At 46.2% G+C, this 24542-nt stretch carries 25 protein-coding genes, 2 pseudogenes and 1 riboswitch; of the genes and pseudogenes, 5 read left to right on the forward strand and 22 right to left on the reverse strand.

What is annotated here, in order from left to right:
• Positions 1-15: 15 nt before the first annotated feature.
• Positions 16-426 (reverse strand): organic hydroperoxide resistance protein OhrB, encoded by a 411-nt coding sequence (locus PUN35_RS07485; RefSeq protein ID WP_014479594.1) that lies wholly within the window; start codon positions 424-426, stop codon positions 16-18.
• 141 nt (positions 427-567) lie between these two features.
• Here PUN35_RS07485 and ohrR point away from each other — a divergent pair, with 141 nt between their 5' ends.
• Positions 568-1011 carry an organic hydroperoxide resistance transcriptional regulator OhrR gene (gene ohrR / locus PUN35_RS07490; protein ID WP_014479593.1) on the forward strand — a complete coding sequence of 148 codons (444 nt, stop codon included), beginning with the start codon at positions 568-570 and terminating at the stop codon, positions 1009-1011.
• A 30-nt stretch (positions 1012-1041) separates the two neighbouring features.
• On the opposite strand, the gene PUN35_RS07495 is transcribed toward ohrR, so the two are convergent.
• The 9 genes from PUN35_RS07495 to PUN35_RS07535 all read right to left on the reverse strand — a co-directional run bounded on the left by PUN35_RS07495 (position 1042) and on the right by PUN35_RS07535 (position 8008).
• On the reverse strand, positions 1042-1467 hold the full coding sequence (locus tag PUN35_RS07495) for an organic hydroperoxide resistance protein (RefSeq protein ID WP_003232574.1): 426 nt from the start codon (positions 1465-1467) through the stop codon (positions 1042-1044).
• Between the two features lie 125 nt (positions 1468-1592).
• Positions 1593-2840, reverse strand: coding sequence for a glutamate-5-semialdehyde dehydrogenase (proA, locus tag PUN35_RS07500; protein ID WP_014479592.1), 1248 nt, complete (start codon positions 2838-2840; stop codon positions 1593-1595).
• Positions 2841-2851: 11 nt separating this feature from the next.
• Positions 2852-3949, reverse strand: coding sequence for a glutamate 5-kinase (gene proB / locus PUN35_RS07505; protein WP_014479591.1), 1098 nt, complete (start codon positions 3947-3949; stop codon positions 2852-2854).
• A gap of 350 nt (positions 3950-4299) precedes the next feature.
• Positions 4300-5202: a formyltetrahydrofolate deformylase gene (purU, locus tag PUN35_RS07510; RefSeq protein WP_014479590.1), complete on the reverse strand. Its 903-nt coding sequence runs from the start codon at positions 5200-5202 to the stop codon at positions 4300-4302.
• A 70-nt stretch (positions 5203-5272) separates the two neighbouring features.
• Positions 5273-5590, reverse strand: coding sequence for a multidrug efflux SMR transporter subunit YkkD (ykkD, locus tag PUN35_RS07515; RefSeq protein ID WP_014476583.1), 318 nt, complete (start codon positions 5588-5590; stop codon positions 5273-5275).
• The gene (ykkC, locus tag PUN35_RS07520; RefSeq protein ID WP_014479589.1) at positions 5590-5928 is read right to left on the reverse strand and encodes a multidrug efflux SMR transporter subunit YkkC; all 339 of its coding nucleotides are present in this window, start codon (positions 5926-5928) and stop codon (positions 5590-5592) included. Before ykkC ends, ykkD begins: the two co-directional genes overlap by 1 nt.
• A gap of 77 nt (positions 5929-6005) precedes the next feature.
• Positions 6006-6117, reverse strand: a riboswitch (guanidine-I (ykkC/yxkD leader).
• A 32-nt stretch (positions 6118-6149) separates the two neighbouring features.
• Positions 6150-6668: a GNAT family N-acetyltransferase gene (locus PUN35_RS07525; protein ID WP_014479588.1), complete on the reverse strand. Its 519-nt coding sequence runs from the start codon at positions 6666-6668 to the stop codon at positions 6150-6152.
• A complete protein-coding gene (locus PUN35_RS07530; protein ID WP_014479587.1) occupies positions 6658-7185 on the reverse strand; it encodes a DinB family protein in 528 nt (175 codons plus the stop codon). Before PUN35_RS07530 ends, PUN35_RS07525 begins: the two co-directional genes overlap by 11 nt.
• 91 nt (positions 7186-7276) lie before the next feature.
• A complete protein-coding gene (locus PUN35_RS07535; RefSeq protein WP_014479586.1) occupies positions 7277-8008 on the reverse strand; it encodes a DUF421 domain-containing protein in 732 nt (243 codons plus the stop codon).
• A gap of 148 nt (positions 8009-8156) precedes the next feature.
• On the opposite strand from PUN35_RS07535, the gene PUN35_RS07540 reads away from it, so the two are divergent.
• On the forward strand, positions 8157-8381 hold the full coding sequence (locus PUN35_RS07540; protein ID WP_017695103.1) for a hypothetical protein: 225 nt from the start codon (positions 8157-8159) through the stop codon (positions 8379-8381).
• A gap of 76 nt (positions 8382-8457) precedes the next feature.
• On the opposite strand, the gene hmpA is transcribed toward PUN35_RS07540, so the two are convergent.
• Together hmpA and PUN35_RS07550 are read right to left on the reverse strand one after the other, a co-directional pair.
• Positions 8458-9657, reverse strand: coding sequence for an NO-inducible flavohemoprotein (gene hmpA, locus PUN35_RS07545; RefSeq protein WP_014479585.1), 1200 nt, complete (start codon positions 9655-9657; stop codon positions 8458-8460).
• Positions 9658-9894: 237 nt separating this feature from the next.
• Entirely contained in the window at positions 9895-10413 is a 519-nt protein-coding gene (locus tag PUN35_RS07550) for an acyl-CoA thioesterase (RefSeq protein ID WP_003232595.1), read from the reverse strand.
• A 159-nt stretch (positions 10414-10572) separates the two neighbouring features.
• Here PUN35_RS07550 and PUN35_RS07555 point away from each other — a divergent pair.
• Together PUN35_RS07555 and pgl are read left to right on the forward strand one after the other, a co-directional pair.
• A pseudogene (locus tag PUN35_RS07555) lies at positions 10573-11432 on the forward strand (dimethylarginine dimethylaminohydrolase family protein).
• A gap of 89 nt (positions 11433-11521) precedes the next feature.
• A complete protein-coding gene (gene pgl, locus PUN35_RS07560) occupies positions 11522-12571 on the forward strand; it encodes a 6-phosphogluconolactonase (protein ID WP_003232599.1) in 1050 nt (349 codons plus the stop codon).
• 42 nt (positions 12572-12613) lie between these two features.
• Here the strand turns inward: pgl and PUN35_RS07565 are convergent, their stop codons facing one another.
• From PUN35_RS07565 to proG, 10 genes and pseudogenes are all read right to left on the reverse strand, one after another.
• Positions 12614-13603, reverse strand: coding sequence for an ABC transporter ATP-binding protein (locus PUN35_RS07565; RefSeq protein ID WP_003232600.1), 990 nt, complete (start codon positions 13601-13603; stop codon positions 12614-12616).
• A gap of 12 nt (positions 13604-13615) precedes the next feature.
• Positions 13616-14506, reverse strand: coding sequence for a gamma-D-glutamyl-L-lysine dipeptidyl-peptidase (gene eepC / locus PUN35_RS07570; protein ID WP_014479583.1), 891 nt, complete (start codon positions 14504-14506; stop codon positions 13616-13618).
• Positions 14503-15602 (reverse strand): annotated as a pseudogene (ykfB, locus tag PUN35_RS07575) (L-Ala-D/L-Glu epimerase). Before ykfB ends, eepC begins: the two are co-directional and overlap by 4 nt.
• Entirely contained in the window at positions 15599-16558 is a 960-nt protein-coding gene (locus tag PUN35_RS07580; RefSeq protein ID WP_031600421.1) for a S66 peptidase family protein, read from the reverse strand. Before PUN35_RS07580 ends, ykfB begins: the two are co-directional and overlap by 4 nt.
• An 87-nt stretch (positions 16559-16645) precedes the next feature.
• The gene (gene dppE / locus PUN35_RS07585; protein WP_031600419.1) at positions 16646-18295 is read right to left on the reverse strand and encodes a dipeptide ABC transporter substrate-binding protein DppE; all 1650 of its coding nucleotides are present in this window, start codon (positions 18293-18295) and stop codon (positions 16646-16648) included.
• Between the two features lie 2 nt (positions 18296-18297).
• Entirely contained in the window at positions 18298-19305 is a 1008-nt protein-coding gene (gene dppD / locus PUN35_RS07590) for a dipeptide ABC transporter ATP-binding subunit DppD (protein ID WP_014479578.1), read from the reverse strand.
• 4 nt (positions 19306-19309) lie between these two features.
• On the reverse strand, positions 19310-20272 hold the full coding sequence (gene dppC, locus PUN35_RS07595; RefSeq protein WP_014479577.1) for a dipeptide ABC transporter permease DppC: 963 nt from the start codon (positions 20270-20272) through the stop codon (positions 19310-19312).
• A 5-nt stretch (positions 20273-20277) separates the two neighbouring features.
• Positions 20278-21204, reverse strand: a complete 927-nt coding sequence (dppB, locus tag PUN35_RS07600) for a dipeptide ABC transporter permease DppB (RefSeq protein WP_003245446.1) — start codon at positions 21202-21204, stop codon at positions 20278-20280.
• A gap of 16 nt (positions 21205-21220) precedes the next feature.
• A complete protein-coding gene (gene dppA / locus PUN35_RS07605; RefSeq protein WP_014479576.1) occupies positions 21221-22045 on the reverse strand; it encodes a D-aminopeptidase DppA in 825 nt (274 codons plus the stop codon).
• Between the two features lie 129 nt (positions 22046-22174).
• Complete coding sequence (gene proG / locus PUN35_RS07610) at positions 22175-22993, reverse strand: pyrroline-5-carboxylate reductase ProG (RefSeq protein WP_014479575.1); 819 nt, start codon at positions 22991-22993, stop codon at positions 22175-22177.
• 168 nt (positions 22994-23161) lie between these two features.
• On the opposite strand from proG, the gene htrA reads away from it, so the two are divergent.
• Positions 23162-24511: a serine protease HtrA gene (htrA, locus tag PUN35_RS07615; protein ID WP_033881739.1), complete on the forward strand. Its 1350-nt coding sequence runs from the start codon at positions 23162-23164 to the stop codon at positions 24509-24511.
• Positions 24512-24542 lie beyond the last annotated feature (31 nt).

Genomic DNA, 24542 nt, shown 5'->3' on the forward strand with positions numbered 1-24542 from the left:
TCAGGATGCCGGTCATTATTTTAATTCTAGTTTTACATCAACATTTCCTCTGGTTGCCTTTGAGTAAGGACAGAATTCATGAGCGGCGTTGACAAGCTCATGTGCTTTTTCCCGATCTAAATCTTTCGTGTTCACAACTAGTGTGACACCGATTTTAAACCCGCCGTCGCTCTCATCCTTCATGAGGCTGACCTGCCCTTCAATCTCCGAATCAATTTCGATATTCTGCTCTTTGGCTACGTGTTCGAGCGCGCCGCCGAAGCATGCAGCATACCCTGCCGCAAAGAGCTGTTCCGGATTTGTGCCGGTTTGTCCTTCTTTTTTGGCATTTGGCATGACAATATCAAAATCAAGAACACCGTCATCTGATGTAATATGTCCTGCCCGTCCGCCTCGCGCGGTTACTTTTGCTGTAAATAGTGCCATATTTCCCAACCTCCTTATTTGTATCTAGTTGTTATATTTCCCTTTCTAATCTTTTTAAACATGCTATGTTTGCCGAGAATAGGAAAAGTGAAGTTTTTCAGATACAATAGAATCGAATGACAAAAAGAGTTGGTGAACAAAATGGAAAATAAATTTGATCATATGAAATTGGAGAATCAGCTTTGTTTTTTGCTATATGCGAGTTCGCGGGAAATGATAAAGCAATACAAGCCTCTGCTTGATAAGCTGAATATAACATACCCCCAATATTTGGCTTTGCTTTTGTTATGGGAACACGAAACGCTTACTGTCAAAAAAATGGGCGAACAGCTGTATTTAGATTCAGGAACGCTCACTCCTATGCTTAAACGAATGGAACAACAGGGTTTGATTACGAGAAAAAGATCAGAAGAGGATGAGCGGTCCGTGTTGATCAGCCTGACAGAGGACGGAGCGTTATTAAAGGATAAAGCGGTTGACATTCCAGAGACAATTCTGGGGCTCTCAAAGCAGTCTGGGGAGGATCTCAAACAGTTAAAATCCGCTCTATATACATTGCTGGAAACACTTCATCAAAAAAATTGAGGATGCCTTGTACAGGCATCCTCTTTTTATTTATTCAGCAACTTCAAGTGTCACATCAATATTTCCGGAGGTTGCTTTTGAATACGGGCAGACGCCGTGCGCTTTTTTCACAAGCGCCTCCAATTCTGATGCACTGACTCCTTCTCCTTTTACTTGCAGCGTCACACCAAGCTTGTAGCCCTGGTCCGCTTCATCCTTTAACAGACTTACATTCGCTGTAACCTCTGTCTCTACTTTTACCCGTTCTGTTCTTGCGACAAGCTGCAGGGCGCTGTCAAAGCAAGCTGCATAACCTGCTGCAAACAGCTGCTCTGGATTTGTCGCTTTTTCTAATTTCTTTGCTCTTGGTGTCCCCGGCATTGCGACATCAAGCTCAAGAACGCGGTCTGATGAAATGACCTTTCCTTCTCTTCCTCCTACCGCTGAAACAGTTGCTGTAAATAATGGCTGACTCATTTTTCATTCCCCCAATATATTTTATACAATTAAATTGTACACAATTAAATTTGGTGTGTCAATTTTTCACGTATAAAAAAGCTTATCTCGTAATGAGATAAGCTTTTTCATTGAACATTGCCCCGCTATTCACGGATTTGCCCAGTTCCTTTAATGATGTATTTTGTAGAAGTCAGTGCAGGAAGCCCCATCGGTCCTCTTGCATGAAGCTTTTGCGTGCTGATGCCGATTTCGGCTCCGTAGCCGAATTCAAAGCCGTCGGTAAAGCGGGTTGACGCGTTATGATAGACAGCGGCAGCATCGACAGCCGTTTGAAAATATGCTGCGTTTTTGTCATTTTCAGTTAAAATCGCTTCAGAATGATTGGTGCCGTATTGTTGGATATGCTTCACAGCTTCTTGGACGTTTTCAACCGTTTTTACGCTGAGGACAGGCGCTAAGAATTCGGTTTCCCAATCTTCTTTTGATGCTTGTTTGCTTGAAGGATGAAGTTCACATACCAATTCATCACCCCGAATTTCAACTCCCGCGTTTTCCAGCTGGTCCAGCAATTCTTTCCCGTGCTGTCTTGCCCAAGCCTTGTGAATCAGCAATGATTCAATCGCGTTGCATACAGAAGGGCGCTGAGTTTTGGCATTTACGACAACCTTTTCTGCCATTTGAGGTTTGGCTGTTTCGTCAATGAATATGTGGCAGTTTCCTGCTCCCGTTTCTAATACAGGAACTGTTGATTCTCTCACAACGAGATCAATCAGTTTCTTGCCTCCGCGCGGAATCAATACGTCTAAACCATCATTTAACGTAAAGAGCTCTTTTGCTGTCTCTCTGCTCGTATCCTCAATCAGCTGCACAGCGTGAATCGGAAGCGCTGATTGCTCAAGTGCTCTGTGAATGACACTGACGAGCGCTTTGTTGCTGTGGATGGCTGAGGAGCTTCCCCGCAGCACAACCGCGTTCCCTGTCTTCAGGCAAAGGGTAGCCGCATCAACTGTGACGTTTGGCCTCGCCTCATAAATCATTCCTACGACACCGAGCGGCACACGGATTTTTTCAATAAACAGGCCGTTTTCTTTTTCAATCGTTTCAAGAGAGTCGCCGATTGGGTCCGCTAAGTCGATTAAGAGCTCCACCGCGTCCGCGATATCGCGTATACGTTTCTCATCCAATGTGAGACGGTCAATGATGTCCGGTGTTAAACCATTCTCTTTTCCGTTCACAATGTCTTTTGCATTCTCCGCCAAGAGAAAATCCAGTTCTTTGCGGAGTCCGTTTGCAATGAGGCTGAGCGCCTCATCCTTCTCGGCTGTTGTTTTCATGATCATTTCGGCTGCTGCTTCTTTCGCAAGCTTCGCTTTTACAGAAACTTCACTCATTTTTCCGCCTCCTAGTCTTTTACATTGACCCAGTCATTCCTATGAATAACCTCAAACGTTTTCTCAAAATCAAGTTCGTCACTGCGTTTGCCCTTGGCCTCCATAATCTCCTCAGAGGAGTAATGGGTTTGGCCTTTGCCGATCACGCCGCCCGGTCCCCTGACTTCCACAACCGCCCCTTTCGGAAAGCTTCCGTTCACACCCACAACGCCAGCGGGCAAAAGGCTGCTTCCATTATGGATCATCGCCTCCTCGGCACCCGCATCAATGATAATTTCTCCCGATATCGGCGAGTGGAACTGAATCCACTGCCTTGTGTTGTTAACCGAAGATAGTTCTTTGTCTCCGATATAAGTGCCGTCTCCCCTGCCGTCCAAAATATCCGCAAGTTTTTGCTCTCCGCTGCCTGTTCCAATGAATACTTTCACTCCCAGAGACAGCGCGGTTTGTGCGGCTAACAGCTTTGATTTCATTCCGCCGGTGCCGACCTTTGATCCGGCTGAACCTGCATATCCAAGCAATTCAGGCGTGATCTCCGGCAAATAATCAAATCGTTTCGCCTCAGGATTTTCATTTGGATTGGCATCATACAGTCCGTTAATGTCGGTGAGAATCATGAGCTGGTCCGCGTGAATCAATCCGCTGACTAACGCAGAAAGCATATCATTATCTCCGAATGTCAATTCTTCAACAGATGTAGAATCGTTCTCGTTGATAATCGGAATGACGCCCCGCTCTAATAATTCCATTATCGTAGCATACGCGTTTCGATACCGTTCTCTTTTCGAAAAATCATTTCTCGTTAAAAGGATTTGTCCCGGAGTCAGTGAGTATTGTTTAAATTGATTCATATATTGCTGCATTAACAGTGTTTGTCCGACCGCGGCCGCCGCCTGTTTTCCTTTGATGGTAACGGGACGGGACGGATAACCGAGGCTGGAAAACCCCGCCGCTACGGCACCCGAGGTAATCAGAATCATTTCATGCCCCGCTTTTTTTAACACGGAAATGGCCTGAACATGCTCTCTGATTTTTGCCTCATCAATGCTTCCTTTGCTATTTGTGAGCGAACTGCTTCCTATTTTCACTACTATTCTTTGTTTTTTCATTTATTCTCCTCCGCGGCTCTTCTACAATAAAAAAACCCATTTCATCCTGATTCATAAGGACGAAATGGGTTTCCGTGGTACCACCTTGATTGAACGCGCTTGTGCACGCTCCGCTCTCCTGTAACGCCAGGTTATGCGCCTAGGTTTTCCCCCTAGGACTCCAAGGCAGGTTCGGCAGGTTTCATGCGGCAAAATGTTTCAGCGATTCATTTTGCTCTCTGTCACAGAAAGATCTGCTTACTAATCCTCTTCAACGCTCAATGATTTTTTTATATTATGCAAAGAAAAAAGACACTTGTCAAGGTTTTTTGTCATCAAAAATAGCCCGCTTTGCGCGGGCCTCTTTCAGTCTAGTTAAAGACGATTGTTTTATTTTCATGAACGATGACACGGTCTTCCAAATGCCATTTCACAGCACGGGCAAGCACGCTGCGCTCAATTGTTCTTCCGATGTTTTTCAGCGCTTCCGCATTATCGCGGTGGTCCACACGCTCAATATCCTGTTCAATGATCGGTCCTTCATCAAGATCGTTTGTCACATAGTGAGATGTCGCACCGATCAGTTTCACGCCGCGCTCGTAAGCCCGTTTGTACGGATTCGCACCGATAAAAGCAGGCAGAAATGAATGGTGGATATTGATGATGCGATTCGGATGAGCCGAAACAAAATCAGGAGTTAGAATCTGCATATAGCGTGCAAGCACGATGACATCAACATCGTACTGCTCCAGCAGTTCAAGCTGCTTCTTTTCGACTTCCGCTCTGATGTCTTTGTTCGCTTTCATATAGTGGAATGGAATGTTCAGGCGCTCAACCAGCTCTCTCGCTTCCTCATGGTTACTGATGACAACAGCGATCTCCGCCATCAGGTTGCCGGTTTGCCATTCCCAAATCAGCTCATGCAGGCAATGAAGCTCCTTTGAAACAAAAATGGCGACACGCTTCAATTCACTTGCCAAAGTTAAGCTCCATGTCATGTCGAATTTTTCCGCTACAGAGGCAAACGCCGCCTGAAGAGATGCTTTTTTCTCACGAATGCCCGCGCAGTCGAATTCGATTCTCAGGAAGAACCGGCCGCCTTCAGGGTCTGTCGTATATTGATTTGATTCTATAATATTGGCATCGTGTTCAAATAAAAACGCAGAAACTGCAGAGACGATACCCGGCTGATCGGGGCAGCTGACCAAGAGCCGCCCTTTATCCTCATTTCCGTCACGGTATTCGTCCAACCGCTGAGTCATATATGATTTCATGAATAATCCCTCTTATCTTTGTAAGTCTAAACTATTTATCCATTATACTGAAGATTTGATAAAAATCAATTTATGACAGAATTTTCAAACCAACCGCTGAGCATAAAATCAACGCGATAAAGAAGATCCGTTTGGCGTCTTTCTGCTCCTTGTAAAAGAGGATGCCGACAAGCGCCCCGCCGGCGGTGCCAATTCCTGTCCAGACGGCGTAAGCCGTTCCCATCGGAATGGTTTCCATTGCGTACGACAGCAAGGAAAATGAAGCGGCAAAACCAACAATGATCAACAGCACCCATTTCACGCTTTTTTCTTTCGCATATTGATTCATAAGGGCCACGCCGGCCATTTCTAAACAGCCCGCGCACAATAAACTGATCCAGTGCAGCATTATGCCTCGCCTCCTTTTTCCTCTGTCTCATCCTGTGTCACAAGCTTCAACCCGATTACACCGATTAAGAGCACGCCAATTAACAATAGCTTCGGCCATCCAACCGGTTCATGAAACAGAACGATTTCACTAAGTACTGTTCCCGCTGTGCCGAGCCCGCTAAAGACGGCATACACGGTACCAACAGGCAGACTGTGAGTCGCCTTTATTAGAAGATAAAAACTGAATATGATGCCGATGGCAGTGCCGCTCCATGTTAAGGCTGAGTCAGCGTGCTTTAAGCCTATCACCCAAACAACCTCGAAAACAGCGGCAAGCACGACCAATCCCCATTTCATTTTGAGTCATTCCTTTCTATCTATTAGGATTCTCCGAAAACAAAAAAACCCCGGACAGTCGTCTCACATGAGATTGACTCTCCCGGGCTTTTTTCCCTCCGTGTGCATACGCGCTTCTATTTACGCGTATGTGTTTTCTCTCGGACCAGTCCATGTCAATTGACATGCGGAACCCTAGAAAACTTTACATGATATCATGATACTAAACTCAGCTCTATCTTTCAATTGTAAGATTTTCTTTCATATACCGCGATCGGTTTATTCCATTTTCTGGTCGTTTCGCTGTGATGCATACCGATTTTCTCCGCTACCCGTATGGACGCTTTGTTACCCGGATCAATCAAAGCCGCCATTTTGCCGAACTGCCGCTCGTTAAAGCCATAGTCCAGACAGGCCCGAGCCGCTTCTTGCGCATAGCCGTTCCCCCAGTGGCGGCGGGCAAACATATAGCCAATTTCCATTACGGTTTGATTTTCGATCTGCTGGGGAACAGTGCCGCATTGCCCCAAAAACTCCCCTGTCCGCTTATCTTCGGCGATCCACAGACTAACGCCGTACCCTTTTTCATTTCGTTGGTTCCAATTGACCCACTCGCGGGTTTGCCTCTTATCTTTTAAACCGGAATAATATGTCATGACGTCAGGATCATTAAAAAGCAGCCCAAACAAAGTGGCTTGATCCCGATCTTCCATACAGCGCAAACGAATTCGATCGGTCACAAGCTTCGTTTTAGCGTTCATACTTCGCCACATCCTGCTTCCATTCTTTTTTGAGAGCTTCAATATGTGCCTGATGATAGCGGTTATGATCTGCCATATGCCAAATTCCCCATCGTATCGTCGCGGTGTCACCTTCGAAGGAAAGCGGCTGGTTCAAAGCATTTTCTGTTAAAGTGAAGCATACCGATTTCAGCTCCTCTACTACATGCTGATGTCTTTTCAGGAGTTCATCTAAGTCTGGCTGATTCACCGGTACAGGCAGCCGTCCGCTTTCATCTGTCATCGGGCCGTATGTCTGTTCAATATGGTTCGGTATCCGATTTTCCTTGATACGCCAGACCCATCTGATATCAACATTTGTGATATGGTGCAAAAGCTGAGCCGTGCTGTTTTTTGTTTGGCAGCGCCCCTTATAGTAAAGTTCACTGTGTGTCATATGGCTTACGATAGAAGCCAGACGGAGACTGTTTTCTTCCACTGCGGAATACAGCAGACTGACCGTTGGCGCCATGTCGTTTCTTATGGATAAGTCCTTCATGTTCAGTTCCCCTCCTAACTAGGTACATTTGACACCAAACAAAAATTCCCTTTAAAAAAGAAAAAAGCTCTCATTACAAGAGAGAGCCATCTTAGTTGTTATTTCCCGGTTTATATAAGTAAGGATCATGCTGCGGGTCATTAGAGGTATTTAAATCAAGGGATATATCACCTCGCGCATTCATCGTGCCTAAGGTGATCGAAGACAGCAGTTTGGGGCTGTACCCTTTTTCCTCAAGCTTCTCAAACAGCCAGGATCGGTTTTTTTGGAGATATTTCAAATTATGATCAAGGATTTCGCCATCCAGTATGAGCGGAATCGGGATAAAATTCCGTTCAGCTTCCATATTCAAATCCCGCACCTGCACCGCTCTCGCTTCCTCTCTCGGGATGACGCTTACTTCTCCCGTTTCTTCAATGATAGCAAGATCAATGTCAGCCGGGTCGGCATAGCCCTTTTCCCTCAGCTTTCCAAGCAGCTCATTAACAGTCAGCCTTTCTTTACGAAGGCCGCGTTCATCAATATCCCCGTTTCGGATTAGGACAGTCGGGCTCACGACTAGGAGCCATCGCCATTTATTAGATAAAGAGAGCTTGCTCATGATAAGATAAAGCACCAAAAAAGCACCCGCATAATAAATTGACATCGGCAGCTTGGATGTAAGGATCGGCTCACTGATAATGGTTCCGATTGCGAAGGTCAAAAGCAGATCAAAATTGTTCATTTGTGACACAGCTTTTTTACCGGCAAGCCGAAATAAAATATACGCAATCGAAAATACGATAACTGGCTTCAGTAAAAATACCCATATCATCCATAACACCGATCTTCACCTCCATCCGCTGGTTATATTGAGCCTATTGTGCCCCGTGGCAGGCCCTCTATGCATCAGTGTCTAAATAGGCGAACGTGCACCTCGCCTGAACATAACATAATAGAAAGTGACACCGATTGGAGGCGCAATACGCAATATGAAAAATCAGAAGTCGAATACCCTTTGGCCCTTTGAGCTGCCATTGGCTTCCCAACCCACGGGCTACCAGCAGCAAACAATCGACAGGCTGGCCGGTTTGGAGCTAAGGATGGAGCAACTAATTAGAGCGATTGAGGTAAACAATGAATTGCTGAGAACAATGCAAGAACAGCAAAACCGTGTATGCACAAATGGCGGCGGGTCTGTGATTGTCCGGATGTAGAAACCGGCGCTTGTCTGCCTTCTTAAATCTCAATAAAAAACTCTTCTCTGAAAGGAGAAGAATTTCATGTATGTGTTCAAACGGACTGCGCCAAACTTAATTGCGGGCCGAATAGCTCGTAATGGATAGACTCCGGCGCCGATCCGAGCTCTGATACAAGCTTATGCATTGCTGTAATAAACGACGGTGAACCACAAATATAGTAATCCGCATCTGTGTTGGCAATCAGTTCTTTGAGGAATTGCTGATCAATCTGTCCTTCATGAAAATGCAGATCACCTGCACGGTCTTCCTCTGTCGGCTCGCGATACACAAATGCTGTTTTAACAGCAGAATGTTTTGCTGCTTCTTCTACCTCATGGCGCAATGCATGATATTCACTGTTTTTCGCCGCATGAATGAACAGAATTTGCCGTTCAGGCTGTTTGGAAACAGATGTTTTCAACATGCTGATCATTGGTGTAATGCCAACTCCGGCACTGATCAAAACGAGATCTTTTTGTGATGCATGATCTAAAACAAAGTCCCCTGCCGGCGCGCTGATCTCTATTGAATCTCCCTCCTGCAGCCCATCGTGTAAGTAGGAAGACACGACACCATCTTTCTTCACTGAAATTCGATAATAGTCTTTTCCCGGCATATCAGACAGGCTGTACTGGCGGATATGCGTATATTCAAAATCAGGAATCCGCACTTTGATGCTGATATATTGACCTGCTTGGAATTCAGGTAACGGCTTGCCGTCTTCTGGTTTCAAATAGAAGGATGTAATTTCTTTGCTTTCCCGCTCTTTTTTTGCGATAGCGAATGGCTTATACTCCTTCCAGCCGCCGGCTTGCTCTTCAGCCTGTTCATACATGTCTTTTTCAATTCCGATGAACGCGTCAGCAATGACTCCGTACGCTTTTTCCCATGCCTGCATAATGTCAGGAGTTGCAGCGTCTCCCAATACATCTTTAATCGCAATCAGCAAATATTTACCGACGATTGGGTAGTGCTCAGGCTTAATTCCGATACTGCGGTGCTTGTGGCCGATTTGTTTGACAACCGGAATGATGTTTCCTAATTGGTCAATGTTTGCCGCAGCTGCAATAACGGCATTTGCCAGAGCAATTCGCTGTGTTTTTTTCTTTTGGTTTGTTTGATTAAAAATGTTCAAAAGCTCTGGATGGTCTTGAAACATCCGATCGTAAAAACGGCCAGTGATTGTTTCTCCATGCTGTTGCAATACGGGTACAGTGCTTTTAATAATTTCGATTGTTTTGTTATCTAACATTGTATAAACAATCCTTTCAAAAAGATGTATTTAGAATACATCTTTAAAATACATGATCTCACGATTAAAAGATATATCTAAAATGAATCTTTTATAAAGTTGTCACAAAATTATCAATTTAACATGACATTTGTTGCTTTTTTATAGAATCCCCTAGCAAAAACGGACTAACCTTTGTAATAATCACCATTGAAATTACAAAAAAAACCAAAACAACTTATGTTTTGGGTTTAACGTTCACCAAGGCTTATCAGTTCCGAGCGCATTTGCAAGCGCCTGGCTGTGCTTCTTGCGGTTCTTTCGTTCATTAGCGCGCTGTACTGCTGTATTATGAAGCATGATTTCTTCTTCTGTTTCCGGTACAACCCTCGGTACAGGCACCGGCTTGCCATTTGAATCTAATGCGACAAATGTCAAAAAGGATGTGGCAGCGAGTTCCCGTTCGCCAGTCATCAAATGCTCCTTAATGACTTTCACAAATACTTCCATAGAAGATGTGCCGACCCATGTCACATAGGACTCTAGGCAGACAGAATCCTTTTGCCCGATCGGCTTTAAAAAATCTACAGAATCCATTGAAGCCGTTACGGTTTCACGTCTGCAATGGCGCGCCGCGGAAATAGAGGCAATGTCATCGATGTAGCTCATTAATTTTCCGCCAAACAGCGTATTATGGTTGTTCGTGTCAAGCGGGAACACCCTGCTGGTTTTCACAACCTTTGACTCTTTACAAAATCTTGTTTCCGGTGTTTCCATACCTTTCTCCCCTTTGTTGTCTGATCTTTTAGCTAAATGCACTTATATTCTCCTATTAAACAATATTCTCTTCCATTTGTCTAAAATTTAAAATGGTTTAATGATTTTCATGATGAGGGAATAATAAATGTATTCTTCACACTTTAGGAGGAAAAACAAATGGACGTATCCATCCCGAAATCTCAGCACAAAACGGTATGCCGAACGGAATACGGCACACTTCAGAAAGTGATCTTATGCAAACCTGAGCACATGACCATAAAAGATGTTATAAACGAAACACAAAAACATTTTGAAGATGACAATATTCATGTAAAAACCGCAAACGACCAGCACAGCCGCTTAGTGGAGGCACTTAGGTCACACAACGTTGAGGTCGTCCTTTTGCCCGTTCGCGACGGACTACCAGAGCAGGTTTTTACTAGGGACATAGGATTTGTCATCGGAGAAAAAGCCTTTCTGTCGAGCATGACTGAACCGATTCGCCAAGGAGAAGAAGCCGTTATAAAAGATTTTTTCACAGCCAAGGTATCTCTTACACCCGCATGCTTGATACGAGTATTGAAGGCGGAGACGTCATTATCGATGATGACATTGTCTATGTCGGAATCAGCCAGCGCACCGTCATTTCAGCTATCGGCCAGCTGGAAGAGGCACTTCCTGAGTATACGATCGTTCCAGTGAAGCTGCATGAAAAATTTTTGCATTTGGACTGCGTATTTAACATTGTATCTGAAAGCGAAGCGTTAATTTATCCACAGGCCATTGAGCCAGATGCAGCCGATATGCTGGCAAAACGTTATGATCTTATTGAGGTGCCCGAGGACGAACAATTTACGCTTGGCACCAACGTCCTTTCAATCGAAAAAAAAACGATCATCAGTCTCCCTGGCAACCGCCATGTCAATCAACAGCTATCGAAAAGAGGCTATCACATTATCGAAATTGACCTGTCAGAAATTATTAAATCAGGCGGCTCCTTCAGGTGCTGCACAATGCCGCTGATTCGAGGCGAATGAAGAATCTTCCCCTTTTTCATGTTTTGAACAGCTTATTTTAGCAAGATACGTTAATATAGAGGTGACATCATTTTTAAGGGGGAAATCGCATGACAAAATACATAGGATATGTGGGAACATATACAAAAGGCGGAAGCGAAGGAATTTATTCATTTGAGCTTGATACTGAGAAAAAAGCACTCAGCGAGCCAAAGCTGGCCGCTAAGCTGGGCAACCCGACATATGTGGCGCCGAATAAAAACAACACCATCCTTTATTCCATCGAAAAAGCAGACGGCCAAGGCGGAGTTGCTGCCTATCAAATCGATAAAAACAGCGGCGAATTGACATTTCTGAATCATCAGTTAATTGATGGCCCTTCGCCATGCCACGTAAGCGTTGATGATCAAAATCAATTCGTACTGACTGCCAATTATCACAGCGGGAAGGTACACGTTTTTCCGGTTCAGGAAGACGGCAGCTTGCAATCACCTGTTTCAGAGGCCGCTCACACAGGAAAAGGGCCGCACGAAAGACAAGAAAAACCGCATACACACTACGCGGGGTTCACACCTGAACACAATTATGTGGTAGCGGTTGATTTAGGTATAGATAAGCTCTACACCTATAAGCTGAAAGACGGTGTGTTGACTGAATCCGGAAGCCATTCCTTCGCTCCCGGTGCAGGACCTCGCCATATCGCTTTTCATCCGAAAGAAAAATACGCTTATGTCATGACAGAATTAAGCAATGAAGTGATTGCGCTTGAATACAACCCGACAGCCGGCGAATTTAGAGAAATCCAAGTCGTTTCTGCCATCCCTGATGATTTTACAGATAACAGCCAGGGAAGCGCAATACATGTCACGCAGGACGGACGTTTTGTTTATGTCGCAAACCGCGGCCATGACAGTATCGCCGTATTTGAAGTGAATCAATATTCAGGAGAGCTGGCTTTCGTAGAAAGAGTGTCGACAGAAGGAAACTGGCCTCGTGATTTTGTATTTGACCCAACGGAAGGGTTCCTCGTTGCTTCAAATGAAGAAACAGGCAACCTTGTCTTGTTTGAAAGAGACAAAGAAACCGGCCGATTGACACTCCTCCCATCAACGGTTTCTGTCCCTTACCCGGTTTGTGTAAAGTTTTTACATCAAGTATAAACAAATGGAGTGGCTCTAGTAAAAAGGAGCCACTCTTTTTATTTATCTCACTTTTTCCTTCGTTTCAGCATTTCGATACAGATGGCAAGCGACAAAACGGCCGGGTTCGATTTCTTGAAGCTGGGGACGGGATTCCCCACATTCAGGCATCGCCTCCGGACAGCGGGTCCGAAACACGCAGCCGCTTGGCGGATTGACCGGGCTCGGCAGCTCTCCTTTTAAGAGAATACGCTCACGCTTGTCCTCCAATTCAGGATCTGGAATGGGAATCGAGGACAAAAGCGCCTTTGTATAGGGATGGAGCGGTTCACGATACAAGGTGCCGCTCTCTGTAATTTCCATCATGTGCCCTAAGTACATGACACCGATCCTGTCACTGATATGCTTCACCATCGAAAGATCATGGGCAATGAATAAAAACGTTAGCCCTTTCTCTTTTTGAAGCCGCTTCAGCAGGTTGACCACCTGCGCTTGAACAGAGACATCAAGTGCAGAAATCGGTTCGTCCGCCACGATAAATTCAGGATTCAGCGACAGTGCTCTGGCAATCCCGATTCTCTGCCTTTGCCCGCCGCTGAATTCATGCGGATAACGGCTGCCAAAATCGGGATGAAGCCCAACTGCCTCAAGCAGCTCGTCCACGACGAGAAGCCGCGCTTTATGGGTATTGTAGAGATTGTGAATCTCCATCGGCTCCAAAATAATTTCTCGAACGGTCATGCGCGGGTTAAGTGAAGCATAGGGGTCCTGAAAAATCATCTGCAGTTTGCGGTTGAAGGCAAACTGCTCTTTTTCACTCAGCGCATGAAGATTTGTGCCGCGGTATGTCACGCTTCCTTCTGTCGGCTGATAAAGGCGCATCAGCACTCTCCCCAAGGTTGATTTCCCGCACCCTGATTCCCCGACTAGCCCGAACGTTTCTCCTTCACGAATCTGAAAGGTGACCCCGTCGACGGCTTTGACTGTCCGCTTTTTCCCTGCGTCAAAATGCATTTTTAGCTGGCTGACCTCTAACAAAGGCAGTGGCGTCATTTGTCTCCCTCCTTATTCTGAAAAACAGCGGCGCACCGCACAAAGTTCTTTTTCATAGATTATGTCTTTTAATGTAAGGATTTCAATTGATTTTCCTGTCTTTGGAGAATGCAGCATTTTCCCGCCGCCTACATACAGACCGACGTGATGAATCGCTCCTTTTCCTTCCTCATAAGCAAAAAACAGCAGATCACCGGCTTTCATATCATCAAGCGGGACACCCTTCCCCGCCTTAGCCTGATCTCCCGCATCACGGGGGATGCTGTATCCATTCGCCTTAAATATACTGTACATAAAACCGGAGCAATCAAACCCAAACCCGCTGATCCCTCCCCATAGGTAGGGAAGTCCGAGAAAAAAAGCTCCCGTTTGAATGATGTCTTCAGCAGTCCCTTTCTGTTTGCTGACAGGCACTGCATCACTTTGCTTCACAAACCTATCTCCCAAAACAGTCGAAACCTTAAAATATCCGTTTTCTTCTGCAATGAGGGGGAGAACTGTCAAAAAGCTCAATTCGATCTCCTTTTCTTCATTGCTTTTGTACAAAAAGGCAGCAGGTTTGCTGATCATCACATCGTGTTGTGAATGGATGGGCATAGATTTTGCCAGCTGGTTCTTTTTCATCCAGCCCGGGTATCCGCGCGGATCCTTTCGGGATGGCTGGCTAGGCACGATCACAGAAACCCATTCCTCCTGTTCCGCTGTCACAAGTACCTTTTCGCCAAAGAGAACCTGAGTTTGGATTACATTGTCTGTACATAATCCAAGCCTTTCATCATACGTCATGCGCTCCAGCCAGTCTCTGATCATTACAGTCGGTTGAAGCATGAATTGATCAGACGGGCGCGGTGAATCAGGCGCTGTCCAGATGTTGGCCACTGCTGATATGACAGTGTGCATCATTGCTCTTTTTCCCCTTTCAAAGCGCAGTCCCGGTGATTCCGAGGCCCGGTTTGCCAGGCATCGAAATCGTACTGCCGCTATATGTTATGCCGCCTTTGAATACATCTGTTTTCAGCATCAGCGGCGCGTCAAAATCAAAGCGTGTGATGTTTCTCTTGCTTGCCGCAAAATGCGCCGCGGCCGTAATGCCCAGCTTCGTTTCGATCATGCTGCCGACCATACACTCCACCCCGCAGGCCTCCGCCATAGCATTAATTTTCTCTGCTCCGCTGATGCCGCCCGCTTTCATCAATTTAATATTGATCAAGTCTGCGCTCCGGGTTTGCAGAACTTCGAACGCCTGGCGCGGTGTAAAAACACTTTCATCAGCCATAATCGGCGTATCTGTTGCATCTGTCACCTTTTTAAGCCCAGCGAGATCGTCTTTATGGACAGGCTGCTCGACAAGCTCAATGCCTAGACCCGCATCCTCCATTTTCCGAATGGCAGTTACCGCTTCCTTCGGCCTCCACCCCTGATTAGCGTCTAAACGCAGTTTCACAGCTGATCCGACACGTTTTCTGATTTCCTGGATACGGGCGATATCTGTTGCAATATCATCTTTTCCGACCTTTATTTTCAGCGTTTGAAAGCCTTGTTTGAGATAATTCTCGGCATCAGCTGCCATCTCTTCAGGTGAGTTGACACTGACGGTATAATCTGTTTCCAGTGTATCTCGATATCCGCCAAGCATTTGATAAAGCGGCAGCCCGCACATCTGCGCCCAGCCGTCGTATAGAGCCATTTCTACAGCAGCCTTCGCGCTCATATTTCCTGTAAGAAGATGCTGGATGTCGTGCAGAATGGCCTCATAGCCCGCCAGGCTTTTTCCAAGCAATGCCGGTTTTAAAACATTGTGAATGGCACTTTCAATGCTATCCATGCTGTCTCCTGTAATCACTAACGTCGGGGGTGCTTCTCCCCATCCGACTGCACCGCTGTCATAAGTAATCCTTACTATGACTGATTCAGCCGTATACACAGTGCGAAGCGCGGTTTTAAACGGCTTTGTCAGCGGAATTGCGATTCGGCTTGTTTCGATTCGAATGATTTTCATGTCTTCAGCGCCCCTTCTGAAACGCCCGCCTCTATTACGACTGTTTTTTCTGCTGTATTCATAGCAGCTTTCGCACCGATCGGAACGGCAATACTTGGCGAGCAGTGGCCGATTTTAAATCCTCTCAGAGCAGGCCTGCCCGCAGAAATAATATAGTCTTCCAGCACCTGCTCAAGCGAGAGAGACTTCTCTCGCTTCACCGGGACACAATTGTGAAAATCACAAACTAGAATTCCGGCCGCGTCCGTCAGCTTCCCCGCCATTTTCAACTGATTTAGCATTCGGTCGATTTGATAAGGCTCCTCGTCAATATCTTCAATAAACAGAAGCTTTCCTCTCGTATCAATTTCAAATGGCGTGCCCAGTGTAGACGTCAGCAAAGACAGATTTCCCCCGACAAGCTCGCCTTCCGCTTTTCCAGGAACAAGCGCGGTCAGCGGAGAAAGCTCTTCTGTATAGGTGAATTCCGTCTCCTGGAAGAGCTGCTTATATGACGCTTTTGTCAGCGGGTGAACGTCGTCAAGGCCAATGTCCGAGCTGAGCATTGGGCCATGGAAGGTGACAAGACCTGTGTTTTGATGAATGGCAGTATGTAAAAACGTAATATCGCTGTATCCCCAAAAGATTTTAGGGTGTTTGCGGATCAAGCTGAAATCAATGCCCGCGGCGATACGTCCTGTCCCAAAACCCCCGCATGCGCACAACACTGCTTTTACCTCCTCGTCTCTGAACATCTCATGGAGATCCGCCAGCCGCTCATCATCCTGTCCCGCTAAATAGCCGTGCTGGTTTTTCAGCGCCTTGCCCAACTTCACCTGAAGACCGAGCTCTTCTAAAAATAAAAGAGCGGTGTCAAGCTTTTTTTGATCCGGCGGACTTGCGGGCGCGATCACTCCGACTGTATCACCCTTTTTCAGCGCTTTCGGCTTGTAATTCAACGAAAACACTCCTTTCATTTGCTCTGCACCCTACGTATACGTGCAAGAAAGAGAAAAAATACCGCTCCTTCGCATAAAGAAGCAGTATTTCCTCAATCACCGCCATCAGTTTTTATCTGCCCATTTTAAATCGATATAGCCGACAGGGTGACGGACAATTCCCTTTACTTGTTCATTTTGCAGGTGAACCTGATTATAAAAATAAACCGGGATGATCGGCGCTTCATTGATGAGCAGCTCTTCAGCTTGATGCATAAGAGAGAACCGTGTTTTTTCATCGGCTTCATTTTTCGCCTGTTTGATCAGCTGATCGTATTCTTTATTGGCCCAGCCTGTGCGGTTCATCGAATTACCCGTTTGAAAGGCTTCCAGAAAACTGATAGGGTCTGCATAATCAGGCAAAAATGAGCTTTGAGAGAATTGGAATTTCAGCGCTTTTTGATCCTCTAAAAATACGTTCCATTCCATATTGGCCAGCTTTACATCGACTCCAAGGCTATTTTTCAATTTTTGCTGAATAGCTTCGGCAATCTTTTTATGCTCCGGCTTTGTGCTGTAAGTAAGCGTGATCGCAGGAAGCTTATTATAGTTTTCTTCCTTCATGCCCTTTTCTAGCAGCTGCTTCGCTTTGCTTTCGTTAGGCTTGATCAAGTCTCCGCCTGCTTCACGGAAATCTTTGCCGTCAGGCTGCGTAAACCCAGGCGATACAAAGGCGCGCGCCGGTTTTTCATTATTTTTCGTGACGTACTTTACAATTTCCTCTTGATCCACAGCCATCGCAAAGGCTTTTCTGATGTTTTCATTTTGGAATGGCTCCATGTTGACATTAAATCGATAGAAATAGAGACCCGCCTGGTCAACAATATTGACGTTATCCTGATCAAGCAGCTGATCACTCAGCTCAGCAGGGACATAAGCGGTATCAAGTTCCCCTGATTGAAACATCTGGTAATCTGTATTTCTGTCACTGACCATCGCCCATTTCACCTTATCAAGCTTCACTGTATCTTTATCCCAATACGTGTCGCTTTTCTCCATTGTGATGCTGTCATCATGCTTCCATTCCGTCAGCTTAAACGGGCCGTTTCCGACAAATGTATCCGCCTCAGCAAACCACTTCGGATTGTCTTTATCGACCTTTTCATTTACCGGAAAATACGCAGGATTGGACACAACGCTCAGAAAATATTTTTGCGGTGCTTCCAGTGTAACTTCAAGGGTTCGATCATCCTTTGCCGTCACCTTCACATCGTCTTTTTTCCCTTTCCCGCTGTTATATGCTTCGCCGCCTTCAATAAAATAACCTAGGAATGCCGATGAAGCGCCTTTTTTCGGATCAAGCATCCGCTTCCACGCGTATTCGAAGTCTCCGGCTGTTACAGGATCTCCGTTTGTCCATTTCGCATTTTCCCGAATCGTAAATGTGTAAGTTTTATTATCTTTCGAAACAGACCATTTCTCCGCCATTGCCGGCTCGGGCTCATGATCTTCGCCAAGACGCGTCAGCCCCTCCATGATGTTATTTAACGGCTGCCATGACACATTATTAAAGCCGATCGGCGGATCGAATGAAGTCGGTTCATTTTCATTATTTACATACAGCACCTTTTCTCCGCTGGTTTTTGCCTTATCATGACTGCCTTCTTTTCCGGCCTGTTCATTTGCTGTGCACCCCATCAGCGCAAACGAAAGTCCTAATGCAAGACCCATGCCCCATAGCTTTTTCACTCGTTTCATCCTCTTCCCCCTTTTCATGTTCAATCCTTCGCATCTCCTGACAGCACCGCATGCTCTGCTCGTTGATCCTGCAGCCAGCAGTTGACGGTGTGCGAGTCAGATCTGATCGTCTGGCCCGGGTACACCCTGTCACACACAACCATCCTGTTCGGACAGCGGGCGGCAAACGGGCAGCCCGGCGGAGGCGAAAATAAATCCGGCGGCGTTCCGTCAATCGGGGTCAGCTCAGCGCCATCTAAATCCAGCCGCGGGACAGAGCCCAGCAGGCCTTTTGTATATGGGTGCTGCGGCTGATAAAAAATATCTTTTCTTGTGCCGATTTCCGCCATTTTCCCGGTATACATGACTGCGACTCTGTCAGCTACCTGGGCAACAACCCCTAAATCGTGCGTAATCAGAATGACAGACACATTCGTTTTTCTCTGAATCTCTTTAAACAGCTCTAAAATCTGTGCCTGAATGGTTACATCCAGGGCGGTGGTCGGTTCATCCGCAATTAAGATGTCAGGCTCGCAAATCAGCGCCATCGCAATGACAATCCGCTGTCTCATGCCGCCGCTGAATTGGTGGGGATATTGCTTTAGGCGCTCTTCGGGATCTGGAATACCAACCAATGACAGCATGGAAAGCACCTCTTTCCGTGCCGCTTTTTTGCTCATTTTTTTGTGGCGCAATAGCGCTTCCCCCAGCTGGTCGCCGACAGTCAGCGTAGGGTTTAACGCCGTCATCGGGTCTTGAAAAATCATAGAAATGTCGGCTCCCCTTATACCTCTCATTTCTTTGTCAGAGAGACGGCAAAGGTCTATGTTTTTAAATAGAATGCTGCCGTCTGTCACCTTCGCCGAATAAGGCGGAAGCAGGCCCATGATGCTTTGGGAGGTCACGCTTTTGCCGCAGCCGGATTCGCCGACGATCGCAAAGGTTTCTCCTTGATACAAATCAAAGCTCACCCCTCTGACCGCCTGAACCGTCCCGCCGTAAGTCGTAAAAGACACGTGCAGATTTTGGACTGACAGAACTTTTTCCATACAGCTACCTCCTCAGCTTAGGGTCAAGCGCATCCTGCAATCCGTCCCCCAGCACATTAAACGCGTACATCGTCAGAGATATGAAAAAGGCCGGAAAAAACAGGCGCCACCAATGCCCAGATAAAATCGTGGGCAGGCCGTCATTCGCCATCACGCCCCAACTTGCAAACGGAGCCTGTATGCCGAGGCCGAGAAAGCTTAAAAATGATTCTGCGAATATGGCGGCAGGTACGGTTAATGTCATTTGTACGATGATCGCTCCCATAGTATTCGGCAGCAAATTCTTCCGGATGATGCGAAAGGTTTTCGCGCCAAAGGTTTTCGAGGCGAGTACATATTCATAATTTTTAATCTGAAGCACCTGGCCTCTTACAATTCTCGCCATGCCGACCCATCCGGTCACAGTCAGCGCCACAATAATAGTGCCCAGTCCCGGCCCCATAAGCACCATCAGCAAAATGACAACAAGCAGGTATGGCAGTCCGTACAGCACTTCGATAATCCGCATCATAATGCTGTCAATCCTGCCGCCTTTATAGCCGGCAACGCCTCCGTAAATGACACCGATCAAAAAATCAATCAGTGCTGCCATCACGCCGACAAACAACGAGATTCTCGCGCCATACCATGTCCGGGTAAACACATCCCGGCCGAGTTCATCGGTGCCGAACCAATGATCGGCTGAGGGCGGAAGATTTTGTTCTGTCAGCGATTGGCGTACGACACTATGGGGCGATAAAAAGGGCCCGATAACTGTCATGACAAAAAGAAATAAAAGAATAAAGAGTCCGGCCATCGCTAATTTATTTTTTTTCAGCCTCCTCCAGGCATCCTGCGTGTATGACAAACTCGGCCGCTTGACCGAATCGGCTTCCCGATTTTTTTCCTGATTCGAGACAAACCACTCATCAGGCACCTGATTGTGCTGTTCTGGCTGGCGTTCATCCGTTTGTACAGGGAGATTCACACGCTTCACCCTTTCTTATGCAGTTTAATGCGCGGGTCTAAGAGACCGTAGGCCAAATCGACCAAAAACAGCATGATAATCAGAATGACGCTGTAAAAAACGGTCGTTCCCATAATCACGGGGTAGTCCCGCTGATTAATGCTTTCAACAAAATATTTTCCCATTCCCGGAATGGCAAAGATTTTTTCAATGACAAAGCTTCCTGTTAAGATGCTGGCGACGAGTGTGCCCAGGACGGTAATGACGGGCATGAGTGCATTTCTGAGTGCGTGTTTTACGATAATTTTGAACGGAGAAAGCCCTTTTGCTTTTGCTGTGCGGATATAATCCTGTGTCAGAACTTCGACCATGCTCGACCGTGTCAGCCTGGCAATGATCGCCATTGGCCCTACAGCAAGCGCTGCGGTCGGAAGCACCATATGAATCGGGCTCGTCCATGTGGCAGCGGGAAATAGTTTGAGATTGACAGCAAATTGCTGAATGAGCAATGTTGCCAGAATAAAATTCGGGATGGAGATGCCGAGTACTGCAAGACTCATCGCGGCGTAGTCCAAAAACCCATTGCGGCGGAGTGCAGCGATTACGCCCAGCACCAGCCCAGAAATCACAGCAATGACAATCGCTGTCATCCCAAGCTCAAAGGAAACGGGAAATCCGCGTTCCAGCATATCATTTACGCTGTCCGACGGTTTTTTAATTGAAGGTCCGAAATCGAATGTAATGATGGATTTTAAGTAGAAAATGTATTGGAAAATGAGAGGATCGTCTAAGTGATAGTAGGCTTCGAGATTTTTTTGAACGGCTTCATTTGTGCCTCTCTCCTCGTTAAAAGGAGATCCGGGAATGACCTTCATGAGAACAAAAGTCAGGGTGGTAATCACCAAAATCGTAGCTGCCATTGCCCAAAAACGCTTTATCATGTATCGCGCCAAAGCCTAAAACACCCCTTTAGCAGAATGATGTCCGCATCGCAAGCTCAGTCATGACAAGCATCGCCTGATAGGCTTCAAGCATGTCCTTCGCCTGAAATTGAACGGTTGTAGTTCCCGTCTTGATTTCCGTTCCCGGCATCAGATTCGCCCATTCTGCTTGGCCATAATTGGCGAATTCAATGCTCAGAACCGGCCTGTCAGGCGGGGTGAGCGGCTTGACTTTGTCCTTGTTTTGCAGGGCAAACGCGGTTTTTTCTGTCAACAGCCGTCCGGCTTTCGCAGGGGACAAGCACTTCACTGCGGATCTTGAAATGGTTTGTTTGACTGCGGCTGTCGTCACGTTCGGGATAAGCTCTTCCGCTTCCTTCGCCGCCCGGTCATCCCCGGCTACCATTAATACCGGGACATCATAATAACCGGCAACGTATGCATTTAATCCAAGCTCACCGACAGGCCGATCGTTTATGTAAAAATGACGGACGCCGAAAATCATGCTGTGTGACATGACACCGGGAGTCGAGGCTCTCGCATGATAACCGAGAAACAAAGCGCCTGTAAACGTATCATCCAGTCCCTCCACCATTGAAAATGGTTTGACGTCACCAGAAATCAAGTCTGCTTCAGGGTGAAGCTTTTCAACCATCAGATTATTCATCTTCGAATGACTGTCATTGACCAGCACCTCGGTACACCCGCTGTTAAACGCTTCAGCAATACAGTAGTTTGCTTCTTCAGTCATGATAAGCCGTCCGCGTTCATAATTCCGCTTGCCGGAATCCACAAAGGTATCGTCCGGAAGACCCGAAATACCTTCCATATCTACTGACATGTACAATTTCATAACGCTCCTCCTTTTTTACTAAATTATGAATATTCTAACAGATTATATTAAAAAAAGAGGAAAAATGCAATATAACTGGGAAAAATCTCAATCATTCAGTGATAAAAAAAAGAATCCTCTTTCAAGGATTCATGTCTGTTTACCAACCTGTTCTGTAAGCAGTTCATATTTTTTCAGGGTTCTTTCAAACACCTCATCAAAAACGTCCGGCACAGAGGCGTGTATCACCTCAGCTCCCTCTCCCGTTATTCCGCCTTTGGTTGCAACACGTTCCAGCGTCTCCTCGAAAGACATATTTTTTTCGATCAGCATCTTGCCAGTTCCGTATAGCGAATGAATCAGAAAATCAAAGGCTTCTTCTTTGGACAGGCTGCTGTTTCTGACGGCAGACAGTGCCAGCTCTTCAAAGATTGCGGCTATGAATCCCGGTGCCGAGCTCGTTAAATTGCTGGCCGCATCAACATTCGATTCTTTGATTTCTCGAACACGGCTGAAAACCGATAACAATTCATTCAGACGTTCTTTTTTCTCTGCAGCCAGTGCTTCACTGTGAACGACAAGTGAGATGCCAGCTTCTGCTTCGGACGTAATGGCAGGAATAACACGTGAGATACCCGCTTCTGTTTCTGCCTCCAAAAGACGCAGCGGCACACCGGCAGCTATGGATACGATGTGAGTATTTCTGTTCACATACGGGTGCAGACGGCGCATTGTTTCGATGACATGGAGCGGCGGGACGCATATCAAAATCAATTGGCACGTATTTGCCCAATTCTCCAACGGATCAGCCGATACGTTTGGATAATCTGACAGGAGTGCCCGCAGCCGCTCCCCCTTTGTTCTCGTCTCAATAAATAGCTCATTCTCTTTTATTTGTTCATGTTTCAACAGCTGTCTGGCGATCATATCCGCCATGCTGCCATATCCAATCAATCCAATCTGTTCCATCGACTCAGTCCTTTCATATACAATATGAAGTGTACCGTTTTCCGCACTTTTTCACAATTTCCCATAATCTTTTCATTTTTATCCCACAGTTTTTGTTTATGATAAACTCAAGTCATAAACCTATCAATATAAATAGACATGTGAAAATAGAGAAACGGAGTGAACATGATGGATAACTATCGTGATGAAAACAGAACGAAAGGTAATGAGAATGAGGTCTTTTTAACGAAAGAGAACGATCAGAGCGCCTCCTACTCGGCCCGCAATGTCATTCATGATCAGGAGAAGAAAAAACGAGGATTCGGATGGTTCAGACCGTTGCTTGGCGGAGTGATCGGCGGCAGTCTCGCCCTTGGCATTTACACGTTTACACCGCTTGGCGACCATGATTCTCAGGACACTGCAAAACAATCATCCAGCCAGCAGCAAACGCAATCTGTTACAGCAACAAGCACCTCCTCTGAATCTAAAAAAAGCTCAAGCAGCTCATCTGCATTCAAGAGCGAGGACTCTTCTAAAATCTCAGATATGGTAGAAGACCTTTCACCAGCGATTGTCGGTATTACAAATCTTCAGGCACAATCAAACAGCTCTTTGTTCGGCTCTAGTTCTTCTGATTCCAGCGAAGATACAGAAAGCGGTTCAGGGTCAGGTGTCATTTTCAAAAAAGAGAATGGCAAGGCTTATATCATTACAAATAACCACGTCGTAGAAGGGGCATCATCACTGAAGGTATCTTTATATGACGGCACTGAGGTTACTGCAAAGCTGGTAGGCAGTGACTCGTTAACTGATTTAGCCGTCCTCCAAATCAGTGATGACCACGTCACAAAAGTGGCAAACTTCGGTGATTCATCTGATCTTAGAACAGGCGAGACCGTTATTGCGATTGGGGATCCGCTTGGAAAAGACCTGTCCCGCACAGTAACACAAGGAATTGTAAGCGGCGTGGACAGAACGGTTTCAATGTCTACATCAGCCGGCGAAACGAGCATTAACGTCATTCAGACAGACGCAGCAATTAATCCAGGTAACAGCGGCGGTCCTTTGTTAAATACAGACGGCAAAATTGTCGGCATTAACAGTATGAAAATCAGTGAGGATGATGTTGAGGGCATCGGATTTGCCATTCCAAGCAATGACGTAAAACCGATTGCTGAAGAACTGCTGTCTAAAGGCCAAATTGAACGTCCATATATCGGTGTCAGCATGCTTGATCTGGAACAAGTGCCGCAAAATTACCAAGAAGGCACACTCGGCCTGTTCGGCAGCCAGCTGAATAAAGGTGTTTACATCCGTGAGGTCGCTTCAGGCTCTCCTGCTGAAAAGGCCGGATTAAAAGCGGAGGATATTATCATCGGCCTAAAAGGTAAAGAAATTGATACAGGCAGTGAATTGCGCAATATCTTATATAAAGACGCAAAGATCGGTGAAACCGTTGAAGTGAAAATTCTCCGAAACGGCAAAGAAATGACGAAAAAAATTAAACTTGATCAAAAAGAAGAGAAAACTTCGTAAGACATAATGCCTCAGGCCGCAAAAGCGGTCT

Source organism: Bacillus sp. N3378-2at (genome assembly GCF_033412715.1).
Lineage (GTDB): Bacteria > Bacillota > Bacilli > Bacillales > Bacillaceae > Bacillus > Bacillus subtilis.

Coding starts and splice junctions, on each gene's coding strand:
- eepC (WP_014479583.1), bottom strand. CDS start 14,506: ATGATGCACACTGTCATATCAGCAGTGGCCAACATCTGGACAGCGCCT.
- PUN35_RS07525 (WP_014479588.1), bottom strand. CDS start 6,668: ATGAACGCTAAAACGAAGCTTGTGACCGATCGAATTCGTTTGCGCTGT.
- proA (WP_014479592.1), bottom strand. CDS start 2,840: ATGAGTGAAGTTTCTGTAAAAGCGAAGCTTGCGAAAGAAGCAGCAGCC.
- PUN35_RS07550 (WP_003232595.1), bottom strand. CDS start 10,413: ATGGAAACACCGGAAACAAGATTTTGTAAAGAGTCAAAGGTTGTGAAA.
- PUN35_RS07540 (WP_017695103.1), top strand. CDS start 8,157: ATGAAAAATCAGAAGTCGAATACCCTTTGGCCCTTTGAGCTGCCATTG.
- proG (WP_014479575.1), bottom strand. CDS start 22,993: ATGGAACAGATTGGATTGATTGGATATGGCAGCATGGCGGATATGATC.
- purU (WP_014479590.1), bottom strand. CDS start 5,202: ATGAAATCATATATGACTCAGCGGTTGGACGAATACCGTGACGGAAAT.
- htrA (WP_033881739.1), top strand. CDS start 23,162: ATGGATAACTATCGTGATGAAAACAGAACGAAAGGTAATGAGAATGAG.
- PUN35_RS07530 (WP_014479587.1), bottom strand. CDS start 7,185: ATGAAGGACTTATCCATAAGAAACGACATGGCGCCAACGGTCAGTCTG.
- PUN35_RS07485 (WP_014479594.1), bottom strand. CDS start 426: ATGGCACTATTTACAGCAAAAGTAACCGCGCGAGGCGGACGGGCAGGA.
- ohrR (WP_014479593.1), top strand. CDS start 568: ATGGAAAATAAATTTGATCATATGAAATTGGAGAATCAGCTTTGTTTT.
- dppE (WP_031600419.1), bottom strand. CDS start 18,295: ATGAAAAGGGGGAAGAGGATGAAACGAGTGAAAAAGCTATGGGGCATG.
- hmpA (WP_014479585.1), bottom strand. CDS start 9,657: ATGTTAGATAACAAAACAATCGAAATTATTAAAAGCACTGTACCCGTA.
- proB (WP_014479591.1), bottom strand. CDS start 3,949: ATGAAAAAACAAAGAATAGTAGTGAAAATAGGAAGCAGTTCGCTCACA.
- pgl (WP_003232599.1), top strand. CDS start 11,522: ATGACAAAATACATAGGATATGTGGGAACATATACAAAAGGCGGAAGC.
- ykkC (WP_014479589.1), bottom strand. CDS start 5,928: ATGAAATGGGGATTGGTCGTGCTTGCCGCTGTTTTCGAGGTTGTTTGG.
- PUN35_RS07495 (WP_003232574.1), bottom strand. CDS start 1,467: ATGAGTCAGCCATTATTTACAGCAACTGTTTCAGCGGTAGGAGGAAGA.
- ykkD (WP_014476583.1), bottom strand. CDS start 5,590: ATGCTGCACTGGATCAGTTTATTGTGCGCGGGCTGTTTAGAAATGGCC.
- dppD (WP_014479578.1), bottom strand. CDS start 19,305: ATGGAAAAAGTTCTGTCAGTCCAAAATCTGCACGTGTCTTTTACGACT.
- PUN35_RS07580 (WP_031600421.1), bottom strand. CDS start 16,558: ATGAAAGGAGTGTTTTCGTTGAATTACAAGCCGAAAGCGCTGAAAAAG.
- PUN35_RS07565 (WP_003232600.1), bottom strand. CDS start 13,603: ATGACGCCACTGCCTTTGTTAGAGGTCAGCCAGCTAAAAATGCATTTT.
- dppA (WP_014479576.1), bottom strand. CDS start 22,045: ATGAAATTGTACATGTCAGTAGATATGGAAGGTATTTCGGGTCTTCCG.